This window comes from Daejeonella sp., from assembly GCF_037719425.1.
Taxonomy (GTDB): Bacteria; Bacteroidota; Bacteroidia; order Sphingobacteriales; family Sphingobacteriaceae; genus Daejeonella.
Genome location: NZ_JBBJNI010000031.1, coordinates 1 through 20,793, shown reverse-complemented (window position 1 = coordinate 20,793; position 20,793 = coordinate 1). Strand labels below are relative to the sequence as shown.

The window sequence follows — 20,793 nt, the reverse complement described above, 5'->3', positions numbered from 1 at the left end:
TATAGATCATTCACTAATTACTTCTTTTCAGTGATCTTGTTCAAAGTATAGAGCATCGCCTGTGGCGACAAATAACCGTCATGTTGATATATGATCTCGTTGTTTGCATCCAGTATGCACAGAGTTGGGTAAGACAACTTTCCAGCTTTTGTGGCAAGTTGTCGGGCAAGTTCATTAATCCCTGATTTATATTTAAAAGTTCTGCCTGCAAAAAGGATATCTTTCTTTTCTTCGGCATCAAGAAACACGGTATGAAAGCTATTTTTTAACAGGGCAGAAACTCGGGAGTTTTTTAGCATTGTATTTTGCATAGCATGGCAATATTTACACCAGTCTGTCATGATCAGCACAACGATCGGTTTTGCTGCTGTGGTTTGCAAAGCCCTTAGTTCTTCGAATCTGACAAGCTTATTCTGCCCTGCAACACTTAATGTTGCAAGCAGCATAATTGCTGCAAATACCGATCTTTTAAACATACTATTTGATGGTTAGTCTTATTCCAAGGAATCCCCGTATTCCCTGATTAGGTGCATAAACATAGCCAGGATCGAAAGTTAGTGCATAAGGGTTAGATGGACTTGGGATGACCTGTCCGGAAGCACTAGTCTGCACGTTTTTGTCAAAAGGATCATTGCTCCGGGCGATAAGAAACGGCTCCGATCGCCCCGGCGTCCAGTTGAGAAGATTTTTTATTCCCCCATAAATTTCAATTTCCTTTAATCCCGAGTAAGTGAACTGTATGTTTTGCAGACTCCAGACAGGTGAATATCCGCTTCGGGGATCTGAATCACTCAATCGTGGTAAACGCATCGGGCCGTAAATATTACCTGTATAGTCCAGCCCCAATTTCAATTTCTCCACTTTATACGAAATACTCCATGTACCAGCCCATTTCTCGGTTAGCATAGGCCTGGTTTTTTGTCCCATGATTTGATTCCTGGAAAAAACGTCCAGGAGTGAACCGCCAGCTAATACTTTTAATCCGTTAGCAAAAACCATATCAAAATTAGCACTTAGTCCCCGCGAAACAGCATAGCCATCCAGGTTATTGTAAATTATCTGGTTTGGATTGGTCACATAATCCGGAATGATCTGATTGTTAAAGTGAGTGTACCATGCCGAAGCGTCAACATTTATAAAGCTGCCGCCCGCAAAATAGATTTTCTTAATAAAATTCAGATTAGCGTTATAGCTTCTTTCAGGCTTAAGCTCTTCTGTAACTATCACTTCCCTGGAACCGGTAAGTGCCGCATGCTCTTCGGTAAATAAACTCACAACTCTAAAACCTGTACCAGCGTTAAGGCGAAGGATATTATTTTCATTAAGTATCCATTTGTATGCTACTCTTGGGGTCAGAATATTTCCATGAGCCGAGTTATAGTCGTATCTCATACCGAGCAAAACTTTATGCTTTTCGCTCAGTGTTATTTCGTCCTGCACGAAAACTCCCGGCAGCCAAACCTTGTCAGCGTTGTTTATCCCGTTAAGCAGAGCCGTGGCTGGAGTATTATCATCATATAACGTGTACCGGAGGGCCGTCCCGAAAAGAAGATCGTGATCCTTAATCTTCTTATCCCAACTCAATTGCCCGAACGCAATTTTCTGGCGCGCACCATAGATCGTACTGCCATAAACAGAATTCTGTGCATGATCGTTCAAGGAAAATGCCAGCGTCATCGATTCCTTTATAGGGAGCTGATAAGAGCCCAGAAGCTCCCAACGGTTTGTATAGATGCTTTCAGCGTACCTGTCAGAGCCGCCGCGGTAAGAGGGGTTCCATGTAACGTCACCTCCCCATCTGTCTTCATAATTATACCTCGCAGCGAGACTAAACTGGCGGTTCTCCCGTCTTGCAAAATTCCATTTTTGAAAGAGCGATATCCTGTCCTGCTGAGTAACATCAGTGAAATTATCTTTGTTATTGTCTATCCGGTTACCATATTTAAAGTAGTTAATCCCTGTCAGCACTTCGGCTTTTTTACCTGCGGGGAATTTAAAGCCGATGTCGGTATTCAATTCTCCCCATGAAGTAGTAAAGACATCCCCTGAAAATGCAGGTGCATTCTGGGGTTTACGGGTTATAATATTAATCAAGCCTCCCACAGCCTCAGATCCATAGAGAGACGAAGCTGGGCCTTTTACGATCTCCACACGCTCAATTAATGCATTGGGAATACCTGATAAGCCATAAACAGAAGAAAGTCCGCTAACGATGGGCATACCGTCAATCAGGATCATAGTATAAGGCCCTTCCAGCCCGTTGATATGTATGTCGCCGGTATTACAAATATTGCAATTCAATTGAGGCCTCACCCCATTGATATTCTGCAGAGCATCAAAAATTGAAGGAGTGGGGTTTTTCCTAAAAAATGCCGGGCTATACACCTCCACTGGAACGGGGCTTGCTAGCCTGCTAACCTCTTTCATTGTACCAGTTACCACTACCTCATTTAATGATGCGTTTTCCGCTGGCAGAAGGACGAAATCGACCGGCATGTTTTGATCAGATTTTACTATGATCGTTCTGTTTTGAGTTTTATATCCCAGGTAGGACACAATAATGGTGTGCTTGCCGGGTATCAATCCTTCTATCTTAAATTTCCCAGCCGAGTCGGTTGAGGTTCCATGTTTAGAATTTTGAACGGTGATAGTGGCAAATGAAATTGGCTGGGACGAGCTCACCGTACCATTTACAACGCCCGTTTGCGCAAAGGCACTGGTTGCAAGGAAGATGGATGTTAATATTAACGTACAAAATTTCATAGATTAGGGCTATATAAATAAATAACTAGATTTGTATAAATTATAAATTAGATTTACAAAAATACTATTTTAGATTAACCTAAAAAAATATATATTGTTTTAAATTATACGAAATTTCGCTTGTCAGAATTCTTTCTGATATTTGCGTTTTAGACAGCCATGGGAAGCGGAATAAATATTAAGAACAAAAGGGCATATTTTGAGTACCATATTCTCGAGACATACACAGCGGGAATGAAACTTCTTGGCACTGAAATTAAGTCAATCCGTGAGGGAAAGGCAGATATTAATGATGCCTTTTGCGCTTTTCTGGACGGAAACCTATATGTGAGGAATATGCAGATAGCGGAGTATTCGCATGGCTCATTTTATAATCACGAAGCGAAACGCGATCGTGCCCTGCTGTTAAATAAGAAAGAAATTTCAAAGCTTCGTACAAAGATCGAAGAAAAAGGCTTTACGATAATACCATTGAAAATATTCACGAGCGAACGTGGCTTTGCCAAGTTGGAAATAGGGCTTGCCCAAGGTAAAAAGATATACGATAAGCGCGAAACGTTAAAGGATAGAGACGCCAAAGTTGAGATGGCGAGAGCGATGAAAAGATAGTGGTTGGTTGTCGGTTTTTAGTTGTTGGACTGGACGCCTATCTAAACGCTTTGGTTAACCCTAAGTTTATGCCGATAAGGATGTTCGAGCCTATTCGATCAGCCCAACAACTAACCACTAACAACTTATTTACCAAGCTTGTTCCCCTACAAGCGGAACGAACCTAAACGTGTCCAGCACAATTTTTTCGTAATCGTTTTCACTTACCCTTAACACAGTAATCATTTTTTGCGATTTCTCATCGCCTACCGGGATAACCAGGATGCCGCCTATTTTTAGTTGCTTAAGAAGTATTTGCGGCACTAGAGGTGCGCCGGCCGTTACGATGATTTTATCATAGGGAGTGTGTTCTTCTATACCCTTAGATCCATCGCCAAAGAAAAATTCAGCTTTATATCCCATATGTGGTAAAACCTGGATAGTACGGTTGTACAAATTTTCCTGTCTTTCAATCGTATACACCTTCGCTCCCAGTTCCAGAAGAACACATGTTTGATATCCCGACCCCGTACCGATCTCCAGTACCTTATCGCCTTTCCTGATATGCAGAAGCTCGGTTTGGTAAGCAACGGTATAGGGTTGTGAAATGGTTTGTCCATCCCCAATAGGGAAAGCAATATCCTTATAAGCCTGCTCCCAGAAAGTTTCGTCAAAAAAATAATGACGGGGCACTTTGCCTATCGCTTTAAGAACTTTTTCGTCACTAATACCCTTGTCTTTCAGCTTTTCAACCAGCTTTTTACGGGCGCCCTTCTCACGGTAATTATCTATTAACTTATGTGCCATTTCTATGGGTAAAAATAGTCTTCAACTCTCAACTCCTAATACGGGTCCACATCCGTTTGAATATAAACTCCTTTATTCGCCGGATCGGCATCAAAAGCTGTAAGGATATCGCGTAAAGCGTCTTTAATCTTTTGCACCGAAACTCCTTCCTTTTCAACTTTAATAAGAATAGTTTGGATATAGTAATTTCTGATCCGGCTTATTAACGGCGCTTCCGGTCCAAGAATGCGATCGGCAAACTGCGAGCGAAGTATCCCCGCCAATGAAGCTGCGATGGTTACAAGCTTGGGAAGTTCTTTGTGCTTTACATTTAATTGAATAAGTCTGTAAAGTGGTGGATAATGAAAATTCCTCCTTTCAAGGATTTCCGTATCAAACATCTCCTCGTAGTCATTTCGCACAACCTGGCTGATCACCCGATGAGATGTATCATAGGCCTGTATAATTACTTTCCCTTGTTTGGCCCTCCGCCCAGCGCGGCCTGAGACCTGAGAAAGCATCTGAAAGCTTCTTTCAAATGCCCTGAAATCCGGGTAATTAAGCATACTATCCGCACTGATGATCCCAATTGTCGTTACGTTACCGAAATCAAGTCCCTTGGCGACCATTTGTGTGCCTACGAGAATATCTATGCGCCCCTCTTCAAAATCGTTGAGCAATAATTGAAAACTGTTGCGAGAACGTGTCGAGTCCAGATCCATACGTGCTATCCGGGCGTTCTCAAAAAGCAGTTGGAGTTCGTCTTCGATCTTCTCAGTTCCGAAGCCTTTCTGTTCAATCTTGGTTGATCCGCAAGCAGGACATGCATTTAGTACTTCCTGTTTATATCCGCAATAGTGACAGTGAAGCTTGGCGCTGCTTTTATGGAAGGTCAGGCTCACATCGCAATTAATGCACTTGGGCGTGTAACCGCATGTGGTGCACAAAAGAACGGGAGTGTAGCCACGCCTGTTTTGGAATAATATCACTTGTTCCTTCCGCGCTAAAGCCCCTGTAATCTCATTCATCAAAACGGAAGTAAAATGAGATTGCATAGTTTTACGCTTGGTTTCTTCTGCAATACTAACTACTTCGATAAGTGGTGACTGTACCCCACCGAATCGTCCCTTCAGGGTTACAAAGCCATATTTCTTAATCTTGGAATTATAAAAACTTTCCAGACTTGGAGTTGCAGACCCCAGCATTATTTTAGCTTTATGGAGATGAGCAAGATAGATCGCTGTGTCCCGGGCGTGATATCTTGGAGCAGGATCATATTGTTTGTAGGAAGACTCATGTTCTTCATCTACTATTATCAGGCCCAGATTTTGGAATGGCAGGAAGATCGATGAGCGAGCACCCAACACCATTTTATACTCACCTTTAAGGACTTTCTGCCAGACTTCAGCCCTCTCCGCATCGTTGAATTTGGAGTGATAAATACCAACCTGGTTTCCGAAATATTCACGCAAGCGTTCAATGACCTGAGTTGTGAGAGCAATTTCCGGTAAGAGATACAGGGTCTGTTTTTCTTGAGCCAGCATCTGCTCAATCAGTCTGATATAAATCTGGGTTTTCCCGGATGATGTTTCCCCATAAAGCAGAACGACGTCCTTATCTGAAAACTCCTGTTGAACTTGCATTAAGGCTTTTGCCTGCGCATCGCTGAGCGCAAATTTCAGGAAGGTTTCAATTTCATCGCTGCTTAAGCGGCTTACTACTTTGTCCTCCTGGACAAAAATTTCCTTCTCCAGAAGAGATTTCAGAACTGCCGCACTGCTTCCGCTAGTTTCGATGAGGTCAGCTTTAGAGATCTCCGGCTGGTGTTTTTCCAGCTTGTAATATGCTAAGAGAAGCTCCAACTGCTTTGGCGCCCGCTCTAATACTTCAAAAAGGGCTTTACGATTGGCAGGGTGGTTATAGAAAGGATTTAAAGTTATAAATGCCTTCTTCCTTGGCTTGAATTTTTCACTTATCTCTTCAGAAATGATAATAATGTTTTTTTCAAATAGAGATCGGAGCAATGGAAAAACAGTTTTTTGTCCTAAAAGCTTGCTTATATCACTAACTATTAACTCTGAATGCAATTCCAAAGCGTCAAGTATCAGGAACTCCTTATCTGAAAGGCTGTTTTTATCAAATTCTGCAGAATGATTTAACGTTATTCGAGTCTCACTTGCAAGCTTCAAGGCCGCGGGCAATGCAGCCTGCATTACTTCGCCCAGATGACACAGGTAGTACTCGGATATCCATTTCCAAAGCGAAAGCTGAAAATGATTGACAATAGGTTCCTCATCAAGAACGTCAATGATATATTTCGCTTCGTACAGAGCCGGAGGTGTTTCAGATATCTTATAAATTATGGCTGTATATATTTTACTCTTCCCAAACTGAACAACAACGCGTTTACCAATCTCTACCTGCTTGTCAATGTCGAAAGGCACACGATAGGTGTACGTCTTTGTAATTGCCAGAGGCAAAATTACCTCCACGAAGATTGTTTTCCGCGTGTTGTCCTGCGCTTCGTAAAATTCAAGCATTACTTATTCCTAATGGTAGCAACAAGAAGACTTATCCAGCCAAGGATGAAAAACAAACCCCCAATTGGAGTCAGAGGGCCTAGGAGGCTAAGGTTTACTATGTTCAATATGTCTTTTGCAGATATGAGGTACAAGGATCCGGAGAAAAGGACGATCCCTATTGTAAAGAACCAGGAAGCTGCATTAATTGTCCGGCTTCGGAATCTTGAAAATGTAGCCAGGAAAAGCATAGCAAACGTATGATAAAATTGGTATTGTACAGCGGTATGCCAGGTATCTAGTGCCTCAGCACTGACCAGCTTCTTTAAGCCATGGGCTCCGAACGCCCCCAATACAACAGCCAGGATCCCAAACACCGAAGCGATAACAATTATCCGTTTGTTCATATTGATGGTTTAGATTGCTAAAAATAGCCTTCCTGCATGTAGGATGCAAGTGCTTCCGTAAAAACCCTTTAGGACTTGAGAGTGTCAATATTCAAAAGAGAGTAAATCCCGGACCCGTTGTGCAGCCACGCTTGTTCGAAATGATCCTTCAATGCAGATATTGGCTCTTGATAGGGTTGTTTGTCCTGGCTTCCAAAACTCTGCCTGCAGTCACCTGGCCGAACAATCCAGGGAAATTAAAGAGAGTAGATTTAGCAACAAATGTTTCATCTCTTAAAGATAAAACTTAGATCAGACAAAGCAACCAGCAAAGGATACCACCTCCCTCCGGTTGATGACATTCGTTCAGAGACATTTGAAATAAGTATCTTCAACTCGATAACATCAAACAAAGGTGTAAAGTGTTCTTTCGCTAATGCTTAAAACTATAATTTTGTGAAAAGGCTATCTTATGAGAATAATACTTGGAATTACAACCGTCTTAGTGCTTGCTGTATTTTCCATAGCGTATTTGTATTTCTCAAGCCTAACCGGCGACAGCAGAAGCAATGATAAAACTTTGGCAGCCATTCCGTCAGATGCATCGTTGATCTTCAATTTCTCAAATGACAATAGCCTTTACGAGATCTTTAAAGATTACACGATATTCGACGCGATTACAGGAAATAAGAAAAAAAAAGAACTCTCCTGGTTAAAATCCATGCTTCTTAACAATCGCGATCTCCTTAGCGCCACTCAAGGACAAAACGTCTTCCTATCATTCCATCCTATATCAACCGATAGTGTGCAGTTTTTATGGGTGATGCCGTTGCAGGAAGATTTAGAGCTATCTGATGTACAAGAAGTCGTTGGTAAGCAGGGTGACAATCAAGTTAAAATTACAACGGGCACAGGTATTTCGGTTATAGAACTCAAAAACGGTACAATAGAAGACACATTTTATATTGGTATAGATCGAGGCATAGCGCGAGGCAGCTTTTCAAAAACCCTGGTCCTTTCGAGTCTGGATAAAAATGGCAAAAAGATAGACAAGGAATATATTAAAGAGATAAATGATGCGATGCTACGGGATGACGATGCCTTGTCCAGCTTGTTTATTAATCACAGCGAGCCTGGATTCATGAAACCGTTTTTCAGTCAAAATCCCACGGGAAACTTTGGTTTATTTAGCAGCTTCGCGGCGTATACATATCTCCATTTGAATTACAAAAGCGATGCTCTGATGTTCAATGGTATCACACGGATAACAGAACGGCACGATGGGTATCTAAACTTGTTCCTTAAACAGGAGCCTGTCAAAAACACAATTAAAAGGATCATTCCTCACAACGTATCAAACGCTATATGCTACGGTTTATCGGACTATAGCCAGTTTAATACAGATGTAAAGCGCCTTTTTGGTATTCGAAAAGAGCTGGCCTCATTGGAAGAACAGATGCAGCTAATAATTACCGAAACCGGTATAAATCCTGATCGTGATATCAAAAAACTCTGGGGTGACGAATTCAGCAATATTCAGCTATCAACATTTGAAAATCTTGCCGTAATCAGAATTTCCAATGGCAGGCAATTGCAGTTCTTTTTAGATCCCCTTAGCGCAGCCTATTCCGATGTCGTAAAAAAAATGAATTATGAGAACCTGTTCTATTATTACTTTGGTGATCCTTTGAAGAAATACAACAAGCCTTACTTTGCGATTACCGACAACCTTGTAATAATTTCGAACTCCCCGGGCACTGTCCAGCGATTTTTGAATGATTATAATGGAGATCGATTATTATATAAGAATGAATCATTTACGCGGTTTGACCAGCTTGTCGCAGATCAAAGCAACATATCATTTTTCCTTCAGTTGAAAAATTCAGGAAACCTCGTCAAGAGCCTGTTAAAAAAGGATTATTCGCAGGTTTTCCAAAGTAATGAATATGGATTCAGAGATTTTTACGGTTTCTCCTATCAGCTGACGAGCAATAAAGAACATTTCTTCACAAATTTCTATCTTGGGTATGAAAATAAACCCGCACTTTCTGCCGATTCGCTCGTATATAGTCAGGGTAATAATCGTTAATTATCACGAAATATTGTTAACACGATTAAACATACATTTTGAAAAGGACGTTTTGGTTATTCTCTCTTCTAATTTGTGCCGCGCCGGTTATGGCACAGCAATTTAACCTCTATAACAGTCGTACGCTGTACGATGTCTTTGAGAACCCTTCCCAAAGCGCTTATCAAATAGACACCAGTCGCAGGATTGCTTTTAATTTTTTCATTCCGACGGTTACAATTAATGCGGCAGCGAGCGGTTCGGCTAAAGAGGCCTTCAAACCCTTGATCTATGATGGTGTTGTAAACGGCGATAACATTGCAATCGGAGAAAATAAATTCAACACGATTACTTTTAACACCAACACCTATATAGTTATGCTTCGCTGGCTGCATACTGTTAAAAAGTCTCAGGAAATAGGCTTATCCTGGCAAGTAAGGGATGACGCCAGGATTAAAGCGACCAATGAAACCCTTGCCATATTTGACGACTACGATTTGTTTAATAATACTGCATCAGCGAAAGGGCTTTTCAACAACAAGGGATATAATCAATCTTACCACCAGTTTAGTTTATCTTACCGGCAGGACCTAAATAAGAGACTATCTATTGGAGCCAAAGGAAGCATGTTAAGCGGAATAACTTACACTTCCTTCAAGGTAATTCAATCGGACGTAGTCATTGACCAGGAACAGGACATACTCGATGTTTCCATGGTCGGGAATTTGCGGACGAGCTTTAAGTTTGACAATTTTGATTCCGAGTCTATAAAACCATATTTTAAAAATCCGGGTCTTTCATTGACCGCCGGCGGGAGTTACAAATTCCGAAACGGTTGGTTTGTGATGGGCAATCTGAAAGACATTGGTTTTATCAAATGGAATAAAAACTCCTACGAATACAACTTTGATGCATCAAACATTGAAATTATCAATGCTTCTAATTCTTCAGCTGATAACAGGCTTACAGACAGTCTTGATCAGAGAATAAGCAATAGCATAACAAACAGATCCTACTTCAGTGTGCTGAATGGCAAGGCCGAAGTGCTGATCAATAAAAATTACGGAAATTATCAGCCTAACCTTATTCTGTCTAAAAGCATATTCTATGATGGGGCAGATATTGTGCTGACAAATAATTACCATTATCGGAATTTCGTATTTACAGCCTCTGCTGACTATAACACGAGTAAATATCTTGCCATAGGTAGTCAGCTCATGGTAAAATCACCTAATGTCGAATTTTTTATAGGCAGCGATCAGCTGTTAAAAAGCCTGGAAATCATCAAGGATATCAAACGGGATACGGGGCCGTATTCTTCGGGATATACAGGTATGTCTTTTTATATGGGATTCGGTCTAAAATTCGGGCGGATTCTTGAGCATCCGGCAAACGCCAACTTTATCCCTGGTTTTAACGAGCCATGGGCAGCTCGGTTTTTCAAAGGCATATTTAGAAAAAAAGACAAATAGAGCGGGCTCACTTAATGGCTTTGATTGCCACAAAGTCCTTCAAGTAAAATGGCTCGAAATAGGCCATATTTTCGATGTCTCCGGTCATCAATTTTTTATCAGCTATAGAAGCCATATGAGCTGCAGAATTTTCAAAATCCAGAAACTTAATATTGGGTTGTGTTGAAAATAACTCTTCGAATTTTCCCGAGCCATCGCCAAATAAGATTAGCTCATCACCGTGAAATTGGTCAAATGAAGATTGGTCAACAATCTTGGCATTCACATCCTCAACTACAGTAAGATCGGTCGTATAAATACCTGTGTATACTTCCATTCGTCTTGCGTCGATCATCGGGATCAGATATGATGATGGTGACAGGTCGTACGTTTTCAGCAAACCATCGGCCATTGACTCCAGGGTGTTCACGCTTAATAGTGGGATATTAAGTGCGTAACATAGACCTTTTGCAGTTGACACACCTATTCTTAAGCCTGTATAGGAACCAGGGCCCTTACTTACAGCAACAGCGTTCAATTCTGAATATAGTTTTCCTGCGATATTCATTACTTCCTCTATAAATAGAGTAATGTGGCTTGCATGAATATTTCTTTCGTTCGCTTCTTTCACAGCTATTACTTTGCCACCTTCGCTCAAGGCCACAGAACACGATGTGGTAGCGGTTTCGATAAGCAAAATAAGTTGTTCGTGCATGGTGACTGTAGTATTAAGATCAGGGAACCGGATCGAACCCATGGCCACCCCATGGATTGCACCGGCCAATCCGCTTTAAAGTTAACCAACCTCCTTTGAAAGGCCCGTGCTTTTTTATCGCTTCAACACCGTAATGCGAACATGTTGGGGTGAAACGACAGGATTTGCCCAGAATAGGCGAGATCAGGGTTTGATAGATCTTTATTATTAGCAGAAATACAGCAGCAAATGCCGGTTTAATTACATTATTCCACATGGCTTTCTATATATACCTTCTTCAGTTTCAGAATAGCGGCATTCAATTTTTTTTCCATGAAGGAGTATTCTCCTATCTCATTCCCGATATAATTAATACCCAGAATCATAGTTACCGAGTGTTCTGTAAGAAAGGGATAAAGATGTTCTGATTTCTGAAGACGGTAGATTTCGCGAATGCGGCGTTTAAGCAGGTTTCTATCAACTGCACGCTTGAATTTTTTCTTTGGTACGCTAATCAGCACCTGGACTGGCTTTTCAGCTGGAAGAGTTTCCTTAAGCCAAATAATACGAAAAGGGTATAACAAAAAAGAAGAACCGCTATGAAAAAGCTTGTCGATAAGCTTTACACTACATAACCGTTCTTCTTTACTAAAACTATACATTTGATTGTTACTTAGCCTGATCAACAAGCAGATTTTGATCTGCAATATTCGTAAAGGCTACGAATAACACCCAAATTATGCTTTATGGCGACGCTCGTCTGATACAGATAATCTCTTTCTACCTTTAGCTCTTCTTGATGCTAATACTCTTCTTCCGTTCGCACTGCTCATACGCTCTCTAAATCCGTGCTTATTTCTTCTTTTTCTTTGAGAAGGCTGGAATGTTCTTTTCATGACTTTTTAATCTATTATTGCTCTAAAAAACAGGAGTGCAAATATAAGGTTGATTTTTCACAAATCAAACAACAGATTAAAAATAGCTGGTTTATTTAAAAATTAACTCTTCTGGCTCTTCAATATATCGCGTATATCAGTAAGCAAGGCTTCTTCATTGCTTGGTCCGACAACGACTACCGGAACAACTTCTTCCTTACGTTTGAGCGAGTTGATTGCTTTAATCACCGCAAAAATACAAAGAGCCACTATCAAAAACTGAATTAAGGTATTAATGAAAATACCATAACGTATCGCTACTTCTGCCACCTTATTAACGGTGTCGGCATTCACGAGTACGATCTTTTTATCCACAAAGTCTACACCCCCCATCATGTATCCAATTGGAGGCATAATTATATCTTCTACCAGAGACGTTATAATTTTTCCGAAAGATGCCCCTATAATAACCGCTACGGCAAGGTCAACAATATTTCCCTTAGTTATAAATTCCTTGAATTCCTTAATAAATGCCATAATTTATAATTAATTATTATACGTTCAATCTAATTTACTTTTAAAATGTTAATAACCAAAATTATTATCACCTGACCTTAAACACGCCTAATGACGGAGATATTTTTCATGAAGTTTTATTCCATCCCACCATTATTATGTAATTTTACGCTTCATACCATCAAATGTTAAGACAAAACCTACAACAAAAGCTTCTTCAGAAACTTTCTCCCCAGCAGATACAGTTTATTAAGCTCTTGCAGGTACCTACTGTCTCATTGGATACCCGGATCAAGGAGGAGCTGGAAGATAATCCGGCACTTGAAGATCTGAGTCTGGCTAACATGAACGAGCCAACAGAGGAGTATCCCGACCGTGATCCGGACGACGATAACTTCAACTCTGAAGACAGCCAGGAAAGCATGGATGAGTTTAACGTGGACGACTACCTTCAGGAAGATAATCTAAATGATTACGGATCGAAATACGACCAGAATGGAGACGATGATGAGGAACGTAAAGAAATACCTATAGCGATACAAAGCTCATTTTTCGAGAGCCTCCAGTCCCAGCTTGATCTGGTTCCCTTGTCGGATAAGGATTTTCGTGTTGGTCAACAGATTATCGGAAGCCTGGATGATGATGGTTACCTGCGCCGCCCTATTGGCTCGCTCATAGATGACCTTGCTTTTTCCCAGAATGTATTTGCTGAAGAAGATGAAGTGCTTGAGATGCTTAAAGTTATCCAGTCGTTTGATCCGGCTGGCGTAGGTGCCAGAGATCTTCAGGAGTGTCTTCTTATTCAGTTGCGGAAACGCGATCACACACACGTGGTGCAAAAAGCCATGATAGTTGTTGAAGAGTATCTTGACGAGTTTACAAAGAAGCATTACGACAAGCTGGAACGATCTCTTAATATGGATTCTGAAGAGCTTAAGGATGTAGTCAATGAGATCCTAAAGTTGAATCCGAAACCGGGTGATTCAAATGCCGTCACAACAAAGCAATTACAGATTATTCCGGATTTCCACATCAGCAATAATGATGGGGTATTATTTCTTACCCTAAACTCTCAGAATGCTCCGGAACTACGTGTAAGCAGGTCATACCAGGAGATGTTTGAACATTATGATAAGACGTCTCAAAAGGATAAAAAACTTAAGGAGGCAGTCCAATTCGTAAAACAGAAACTGGATTCTGCAAAATGGTTTATAGATGCAATAAAACAGCGTCAGCAAACATTGCTGAAGACCATGAATTCAATCATGAACTATCAGTATGAATACTTTCTGACGGGAGATGATAAGAATTTAAGGCCAATGATCCTTAAAGATATCGCGGACAGGATCGGGATGGATATTTCAACTGTTTCCAGGGTTGCCAATTCCAAATATGTTCAGACGGAATTCGGCACTTTTTTATTAAAATCCTTCTTTTCTGAAGCGATCCAAATGGATAGCGGTGAAGAGGTTTCCAATAAAGAGGTTAAAAAGATCCTTGAAGAATGTATTGGTAAGGAAGACAAGCGCCGCCCTCTTGCAGACGAAAAGCTGACGGAAATATTAAAGGAAAAAGGATATAATATTGCCAGAAGAACTGTTGCAAAGTACAGGGAGGCTATGAATATTCCGGTAGCGCGACTGAGGAAGGAGTTGTAAGTTATAAGTTGTACGTTATAAGTTACTAAACGCTGTAATAAGCTTGAGAATAAAGCAGAAGCGCAGTTCAAGTCGAAGTTTTTTAAATGTTAACAGCAACATTCAGTTGTCAAGCACTCAACTTTCAACTTTCAACTCTCAACTTTCCACTCAAAAATCACCAACTCTTCTGCGGGCAGCTAACCTTATATCTGTTATTCAGAAATACGCCAAGGACGATTTCATGTGAGCCGTTACTTACAGTATTTAAGCTAGATGTGGTGAAATCATAAGAATAGCCCAGATTCATGAAAGAGCCTACATTGAACCCTGCCATAGCGGAGAAAGCATCGTCTTTGCGATAGCTCCCTCCCATCCAGAATTTATCCCTGTATGCTAATTTCATATTAACATCGATAGAGGCTGGAACCGGGGATACAATTTTGACCATAGCTGATGGCATAACTGCAAAATCATCTCCGAGGTAAACTTTATACCCTGCAGAAATAAACATGTGAGGCACCTTTTTACCCTGGTCATAAGTAGCATCATCGCTGAAGCTTATAGGACTCGCTAAAAGCTGCTGAGCAGCAACTCCGGCAAAATATCGTGGACCATACAACCATACACCAGCACTTAGATCAGGTTTTAGCTGATCATAGTCGCCCGTTCCTATTGCCTGATCTATTGGATTCTCCAAAGTGATCTTCGAACGGTCAAGATAGATTTTAGAAATTCCGGCCGCCACTCCCAGAGACAAATTAACATTTGAGCTCAAGCCCATATGATAAGCATATGTAGCATTTACATCTGTTCGTGAAATAGGTCCTGCTTTATCAGAAACGGCATGAAATCCAATCCCATGGTGAGGTTCTGAAGCCATATAAGTTTGAATATAACTCCTGCTGTTCGGATTAGTACCACCAGATTGAGGAACAGAAGTAGAGGTTCCGAATAGAAAATTCTTACCCAAAGGCGCATGAATTGAAATATAGGATGTCTCAGGCGCTCCATCGAGTCCCTGCCATTGAGTCCTGTAGCCAGCTTTCACGTCAATATAGTTCTCGATGCCCGAAATGGCGGGATTAAGAATAAAGTTATTAAATATGTACTGGGTGTATTGAGGGCGCTGCTGTGAATAAGCAAACTGAATAAAACCAAGGCATATTATTAAAAGTAAAATTCTCTTCATTGATCAGTTATTGAGCGTTCAACACATATCGACGTTACGCCTGCGGAGCGATCGAGACACTCTATCTGGCATAGATACAATTTTTCATTTAATTTTAGCTTGTTTTTTAAAGGCAATGAAGCTATCATGAGCATATTTATTTCAATTTGTGAGTTGTATACTCATGATGGTTTTTATTGTTTATGTAACTTACTATTTGGGAAATTATTGTTCCCATACTTATAACAGACATACGTAATAAATTGATTTACAATCTATCACTATTTCAAAATAGTTACCCAGCCTGAATACGCAGGAATTCCCAGCTTCGGATCGATCAGGTAATAATATGTTCCGACCGGCAAATCGCTGCCATTCAGAGTTCCATTCCATGGTCTTGAATAACCGATAGATGCATAGACCCTTACGCCAAATCTGTTGAATATATCAACCCGAACATCCGGGTAAGTGTCAAGGTACTTAATTTTCCAGACATCATTTACACCGTCACCATTGGGAGTAAATGTGTTCGGAATAATTGGCTTGTCGACTATTGTGACCAGAATATCATCACTGACCACGCAACCCTCTTCAGAGGTAATTGTCAACGTGTAACGGGTATCCTCGGTTGGGGAAGCAACAGGGTTCTTTATATTATCCCGATCGAGCCCCGTTGAAGGACTCCACTTGTACTGAAGATTCGTACCTGTAGCGTTAACATTGAAGGTAACAGCCCCGCCCCTTATCATTATTATATCTTGCCCGGCTTCCAAAAATGGAGTCGACACATTGGCAGTTTGAATAAGTGTAGTTTCACAGCCATTGCTACTTGTCACAGTCAGGGAAACCTGGAAGTTCCCTCCCTTTGCATATTTATGATCAAAGGGTTGATTGTTAGTCCTTTCCTCTTTTGTACCATCACCAAAATCCCAACTCCATTTCACGATAGTTCCGCTCTCGATGGTCGAATTATCCGTAAGTGTGATATTAGTATTATTGCAACCCGGTTTCGACAAAGCAAATGAGGGCACAGGGACCGAATTAATAATAATAGTTTGGGTGAATTCAGCTGCATCGCAACTTGTGGAATTTTTAACCAAAAGTTTTGCAATATAAGTCCCCGGCGCAGCATATGAATGAAGAGGATTCTGTTCCTTGGAAGTCTTGCCATCACCAAAATCCCAGGCCCATGTGGTTATTGGATTACCATTTGCGAGACTCTCATCGGTAAATTGAATATTTGTAACGGCGCATAAATTTGCCGAGGTTTTAAATTTGGAAATCGGCGGGTCATAAACATCAAGAATCAAATCAATCTGTTGTTCCGCTAATGCACATCCTCCAATAGACGGATATTTCGCTACTACTTTAATATTTTTCTGACCTGCCGTCTGGTAAGAAATCGTCCGCGGGAAATAATAATCGTAATACGTAGTGCCGTTCCTTACCACAGGAACAGATGTAGAGATCGCTTGCTCCTCAACAGGCCCACCTGGTTCGAACTGCCACGAAAGACTCAAAACGGGCGAGGTAAGGGTCACCTTTAGATTGAAAGGTTGCCCGCTGCAAGCGGCATTAATTACCTCCCTTGTATCAGTTGTTTCAGCTGATGCGGATTGGTTTGACGCGAGATTAGTACCCGCAGAATATGCATAGGATTCGACATCACCAAAGCCATAAGCGATCGCATTAAATCCATCAGCAGCAGAGAGATTGAATATCTGAGTTGGATACTGATTCAAATTGAGCTGCAAATATGATAAATCCGGGGATCCGGTAAGTGCTGTAAAAGTTCCTCTAGGCAAAGCTCCATTTACCCGAAAGCTGCTCGTGGCAGATGTCTTAATCAGCACATTTACATAATTCTCACTGATCGCTTCTTTATTGGACGAGTAAACGGTGATATTCTTAATATTATATTCAATGGGGTTCAGAATCACCATGTCGGGATCACTCACGCCACCTCCGGCACAAGACTGTGTAAGTGAATACTGTGCAACAGCGATCGACTTTGTAGAAGAAATATAGGTGGGTGTATTTGTAGGAGCAATAGTTTGATAAAACTGACCAGCATTCAGAGTAGTAACAACGGCTCCATTGAACTGAACGGGAGTATTATTTTCTTTTGCTACAACCCGGATGTAATTCCCCTGTGTTCGAACGCTTGCCCCAGAAGGACTTTTAGAACTAAACGGCACAAACCCGTAGGTTTTGCCCCAGCTTTCAATCGGATAATTCTGCTGGTAAAGTGGATCGGAAGAGACGGTACCAGTACAGCCGGTTGCAGTAGTAATACTTGAATTGGTAGTGCCTGAAAACATTGCAAACTTCTTGCAGGCAGATGTCGCAGGGTCTACGGACACGCTTACGCCTGTAAGGTCCTGATCAGAAAGATATTCATATACATCTCCTACCTTTGGTAGCACAACACCTCCTGCTATCAGATCGACACCATTTCGTTTGAAAAATATCTTTGTGTCCGGTTCGCTGGCAATGACCACTATATGATTTAAGCCACCATCAAGGGTATTCCCGCTGGTATAGTTCATGCTAAAGTACTGCTGTCCTAAAGCATCCTTGGGCAATATCAATGACGCTGCAGAACGTGCTCCCGCAAAGATGTGACCATAAACCACCACCTTAGGTTTTCCTGCATCGACCAGCACCCTGATAGCCCGGTTTGAAAGCACCCGATTAGATTCAAAATTGTCAATGTATGCGTCGGCGCGTGGTACCCTAATCTCGATTACTGTATTGGGCTGAGCCAGGTTAAACCGTTGCGAAAAAGCCCCAACCGTGACAATACCTGTCGAAGCTTCTTTGCCCGTAATGAAGATGGAATAATTAGCTAAGGGCCTGATCCCGTTGATATTGGCTGCTACATGGGATGGGAAAGCCGCATAAAATTCTGTACCCTCATTCGAGGTATTCTGAGCTTTAGCAGGTGAAAGAAAAAAAAGCAAAGCGAGGGTGACCGAAAACCCGTAAATTATCCTGTTACACATTCCTCTTTTATTGTTCCGGCAAAAATATAGCAAAGTTTTATAGTTAAGATACGTTAAAGCGGTAAAACTCAGTTGTTCAAATTGAAAATATCTTAGTGCGGTTTGCAGTTTATGGGTCGCAGACAGAACTGCGAGACCAGTATCATAAAAATCAAACTTTGCTTAAACCGTAAATCAAAAAAATTATTGTGGGTTAAAAAAAAGCCGGAAGATATTGTCTTCCGGCTTTCTCCTCATATATTGAAACATTATTTTCTAAGTGATTTGATAATCTCTAATGCTTCCTTTGTCGATGCTGTAAGTTCAGAATATTTCTTGTTCTCCATCACGTCCTTGCTTACCAGTTTGCTTCCCATTCCAACTGCGCAAACTCCTGCTTTAAACCAACCTTCAATATTCCCTCTGTCAAGTTCCACCCCGCCAGTTGGCATAAATAAAAGATTAGGAAATAATTCCTTAATAGCTGACATGAAGCCCGGACCGAGGATATTCCCAGGAAACAGTTTCACCATCTTGGCGCCTAAGGTTTCTGCCTTAATGATCTCACTTGGAGTCATACAACCCGGTACCCAAAGAATATCATGTTTGTCGGCTACCTGAGCAACGCTTTCAACTAATCCGGGACAAATAATATAATCAGCTCCGGCATCGATAAATGTTTGGGCCATAGCACCGTCTTTAATCGTGCCCACACCTAAATACATACCAGGCATTTCAGCGTCAATCACAGAACGCATTTTCTTAAAATTAGCCAGGGCGGCCTCGCCTCTATTGGTATACTCCACAGTCCGTATGCCTGCACTATACAATGCTTTTAAGATTTCAACGCTTGTCTCCTCATCTTTGAAAAAATAGAGAGGTAAAATTCCCTGCTCAGGTATTAATTTTAAAAGTTCTGCTTTCTTACTCATGTGACATTTTAGTTTGAGGCCCTAATGTAGGGATTTTATGAATTTTCCTATGTAAAATCTCTATCACCCACCTGCATGTAATTAAAAAGTAACAAAATTTCAAGTTTTTTCCCATTTAGATCCGAAAAACTTTCAAATACGGCTCATTAATGTATTTTTGTTTCATCCTTAAGGATTTATTAACAAACCTTCTTTTCAACTTAAATTAACACACAACAATGGCTAAAAAAGTCGTAACCCTTGGAGAAATAATGTTACGCTTATCAACTCCTGATTTCAAAAGATTCGTACAAAGCGACAGTTTTGATGTAACGTATGGTGGCGGTGAAGCAAACGTAGCTGCTGCACTTTGCAATTATGGATTAAACGGATCATTTGTTTCTAAAGTTCCTGACAACGCCATTGGCCAGTCTGCAATCAATCACCTTCGTCGTTATGGAGTAGATACCCAATATGTGGCCAGGGGTGGCAAAAGATTAGGGATTTATTTCCTGGAAACTGGTGCCTCAATGCGTGCATCACAAGTAATTTATGATCGTGCTGACGCGGCAATATCGGAAGCTGATGCTTCAGAATTTGATTTCGATGCAATTTTCGAAGGCGCTGACTGGTTTCATACGACCGGTATTACTCCGGCTTTAAGCGATACTGCTGCTGCGTTAACCGAAGTTGCGTTAAAAGCTGCGAAAGCTAAAGGAATTACCACAAGTATCGACCTTAACTACCGTAAAAAACTTTGGAGTAAAGAAAAAGCACGGGAAGTTATGTCCAGACTTTGTCAACATGTTGACGTATGTATTGGAAATGAGGAAGACGCTCACGATAGCTTAGGTTTTACAAGTAAAGGAACCGATGTAACTAAAGGAGAACTGAACCTTGAGGGTTACAAAGATGTTTGCAGGCAGTTAAAAGAAAAATTTGGTTTTAAATACGTTGCTTCGAGCTTAAGAGAAAGCCATAGTGCGTCTGATAATGGATGGTCTGCGTTGGTGTATGATGGCTCTGAGTTCTACAGAACTAAACAATATGAAGTGCGTATCGTTGACCGCGTAGGTAGCGGAGATTCATTTGCAAGTGGTTTCATTTACGGACTGGTAACCGGCATGAAGATGTCTGATGCTGCTGAATTTGGTGTTGCTGCATCTGCTTTAAAACATACTATACCCGGAGATCTTAACCATGCGACATTATCTGATGTAAAGGCATTGGTTGGCGGTGACGGCTCCGGCCGTGTTCAGAGATAAACAGCAGGCCCTTCTAACTGCAAAGTAACATTTAGGGCGAGCCCTATGTTGTATCTGGAAAGAATAGAAAGACGCCTATTTTAACACAGAGGGCACAAAGTATTTCACAAAGATCGCAGAGAACAACTGACTCGTCCTTAATTAGGTTGACAGTTTTTATAAAGATAAATACATTTATT

18 protein-coding genes are annotated in these 20,793 nt (G+C 41.1%); 5 read left to right on the top strand and 13 right to left on the bottom strand.

Annotated elements, in window-relative coordinates; genetic code table 11:
* Window positions 1-17 precede the first annotated feature (17 nt).
* Together WKF69_RS06260 and WKF69_RS06255 are read right to left on the bottom strand one after the other, a co-directional pair.
* A complete protein-coding gene (locus tag WKF69_RS06260) occupies window positions 18-476 on the bottom strand; it encodes a thioredoxin family protein (RefSeq protein WP_340380469.1) in 459 nt (152 codons plus the stop codon).
* Between the two features lies 1 nt (window position 477).
* Window positions 478-2,763 carry a TonB-dependent receptor gene (locus WKF69_RS06255; RefSeq protein WP_340380467.1) on the bottom strand — a complete coding sequence of 762 codons (2,286 nt, stop codon included), beginning with the start codon at window positions 2,761-2,763 and terminating at the stop codon, window positions 478-480.
* Between the two features lie 159 nt (window positions 2,764-2,922).
* On the opposite strand from WKF69_RS06255, the gene smpB reads away from it, so the two are divergent.
* Window positions 2,923-3,372: an SsrA-binding protein SmpB gene (gene smpB / locus WKF69_RS06250; RefSeq protein WP_340380466.1), complete on the top strand. Its 450-nt coding sequence runs from the start codon at window positions 2,923-2,925 to the stop codon at window positions 3,370-3,372.
* Window positions 3,373-3,501: 129 nt separating this feature from the next.
* On the opposite strand, the gene WKF69_RS06245 is transcribed toward smpB, so the two are convergent.
* Genes WKF69_RS06245 through WKF69_RS06235 form a run of 3 tightly spaced genes read right to left on the bottom strand, consistent with a single transcriptional unit; the run spans window position 3,502 to window position 7,063 of the window.
* A complete protein-coding gene (locus tag WKF69_RS06245) occupies window positions 3,502-4,158 on the bottom strand; it encodes a protein-L-isoaspartate(D-aspartate) O-methyltransferase (RefSeq protein WP_340380464.1) in 657 nt (218 codons plus the stop codon).
* 35 nt (window positions 4,159-4,193) lie between these two features.
* On the bottom strand, window positions 4,194-6,677 hold the full coding sequence (gene priA, locus WKF69_RS06240) for a primosomal protein N' (RefSeq protein ID WP_340380462.1): 2,484 nt from the start codon (window positions 6,675-6,677) through the stop codon (window positions 4,194-4,196).
* Window positions 6,677-7,063 carry a DUF423 domain-containing protein gene (locus WKF69_RS06235; protein WP_340380460.1) on the bottom strand — a complete coding sequence of 129 codons (387 nt, stop codon included), beginning with the start codon at window positions 7,061-7,063 and terminating at the stop codon, window positions 6,677-6,679. Before WKF69_RS06235 ends, priA begins: the two co-directional genes overlap by 1 nt.
* Before the next feature lie 451 nt (window positions 7,064-7,514).
* On the opposite strand from WKF69_RS06235, the gene WKF69_RS06230 reads away from it, so the two are divergent.
* The gene (locus tag WKF69_RS06230) at window positions 7,515-9,131 is read left to right on the top strand and encodes a hypothetical protein (protein WP_340380458.1); all 1,617 of its coding nucleotides are present in this window, start codon (window positions 7,515-7,517) and stop codon (window positions 9,129-9,131) included.
* Between the two features lie 38 nt (window positions 9,132-9,169).
* Complete coding sequence (locus WKF69_RS06225) at window positions 9,170-10,582, top strand: DUF5723 family protein (protein ID WP_340380456.1); 1,413 nt, start codon at window positions 9,170-9,172, stop codon at window positions 10,580-10,582.
* Between the two features lie 7 nt (window positions 10,583-10,589).
* Here the strand turns inward: WKF69_RS06225 and tsaB are convergent, their stop codons facing one another.
* The 5 genes from tsaB to mscL all read right to left on the bottom strand — a co-directional run bounded on the left by tsaB (window position 10,590) and on the right by mscL (window position 12,667).
* Window positions 10,590-11,345, bottom strand: a complete 756-nt coding sequence (tsaB, locus tag WKF69_RS06220) for a tRNA (adenosine(37)-N6)-threonylcarbamoyltransferase complex dimerization subunit type 1 TsaB (RefSeq protein ID WP_340380454.1) — start codon at window positions 11,343-11,345, stop codon at window positions 10,590-10,592.
* Entirely contained in the window at window positions 11,296-11,532 is a 237-nt protein-coding gene (gene yidD / locus WKF69_RS06215; RefSeq protein ID WP_340380452.1) for a membrane protein insertion efficiency factor YidD, read from the bottom strand. The genes tsaB and yidD overlap by 50 nt, the downstream gene beginning before the upstream one ends.
* Window positions 11,522-11,917: a ribonuclease P protein component gene (locus WKF69_RS06210; RefSeq protein WP_340380450.1), complete on the bottom strand. Its 396-nt coding sequence runs from the start codon at window positions 11,915-11,917 to the stop codon at window positions 11,522-11,524. The genes yidD and WKF69_RS06210 overlap by 11 nt, the downstream gene beginning before the upstream one ends.
* A gap of 75 nt (window positions 11,918-11,992) precedes the next feature.
* Entirely contained in the window at window positions 11,993-12,151 is a 159-nt protein-coding gene (gene rpmH, locus WKF69_RS06205; RefSeq protein ID WP_079701901.1) for a 50S ribosomal protein L34, read from the bottom strand.
* 102 nt (window positions 12,152-12,253) lie between these two features.
* Window positions 12,254-12,667, bottom strand: a complete 414-nt coding sequence (mscL, locus tag WKF69_RS06200; protein ID WP_340380445.1) for a large-conductance mechanosensitive channel protein MscL — start codon at window positions 12,665-12,667, stop codon at window positions 12,254-12,256.
* Between the two features lie 164 nt (window positions 12,668-12,831).
* Here mscL and rpoN point away from each other — a divergent pair, with 164 nt between their 5' ends.
* Window positions 12,832-14,304, top strand: coding sequence for an RNA polymerase factor sigma-54 (gene rpoN, locus WKF69_RS06195; RefSeq protein ID WP_340380444.1), 1,473 nt, complete (start codon window positions 12,832-12,834; stop codon window positions 14,302-14,304).
* 157 nt (window positions 14,305-14,461) lie between these two features.
* On the opposite strand, the gene WKF69_RS06190 is transcribed toward rpoN, so the two are convergent.
* The 3 genes from WKF69_RS06190 to eda form a co-directional block, all read right to left on the bottom strand.
* Complete coding sequence (locus WKF69_RS06190; protein WP_340380442.1) at window positions 14,462-15,475, bottom strand: type IX secretion system membrane protein PorP/SprF; 1,014 nt, start codon at window positions 15,473-15,475, stop codon at window positions 14,462-14,464.
* Window positions 15,476-15,735: 260 nt separating this feature from the next.
* Window positions 15,736-18,459: a PKD domain-containing protein gene (locus WKF69_RS06185; RefSeq protein ID WP_340380440.1), complete on the bottom strand. Its 2,724-nt coding sequence runs from the start codon at window positions 18,457-18,459 to the stop codon at window positions 15,736-15,738.
* A 248-nt stretch (window positions 18,460-18,707) separates the two neighbouring features.
* Entirely contained in the window at window positions 18,708-19,370 is a 663-nt protein-coding gene (eda, locus tag WKF69_RS06180; RefSeq protein WP_340380438.1) for a bifunctional 4-hydroxy-2-oxoglutarate aldolase/2-dehydro-3-deoxy-phosphogluconate aldolase, read from the bottom strand.
* Window positions 19,371-19,588: 218 nt separating this feature from the next.
* On the opposite strand from eda, the gene WKF69_RS06175 reads away from it, so the two are divergent.
* Entirely contained in the window at window positions 19,589-20,614 is a 1,026-nt protein-coding gene (locus WKF69_RS06175) for a sugar kinase (protein ID WP_340380436.1), read from the top strand.
* Window positions 20,615-20,793: the final 179 nt, after the last annotated feature.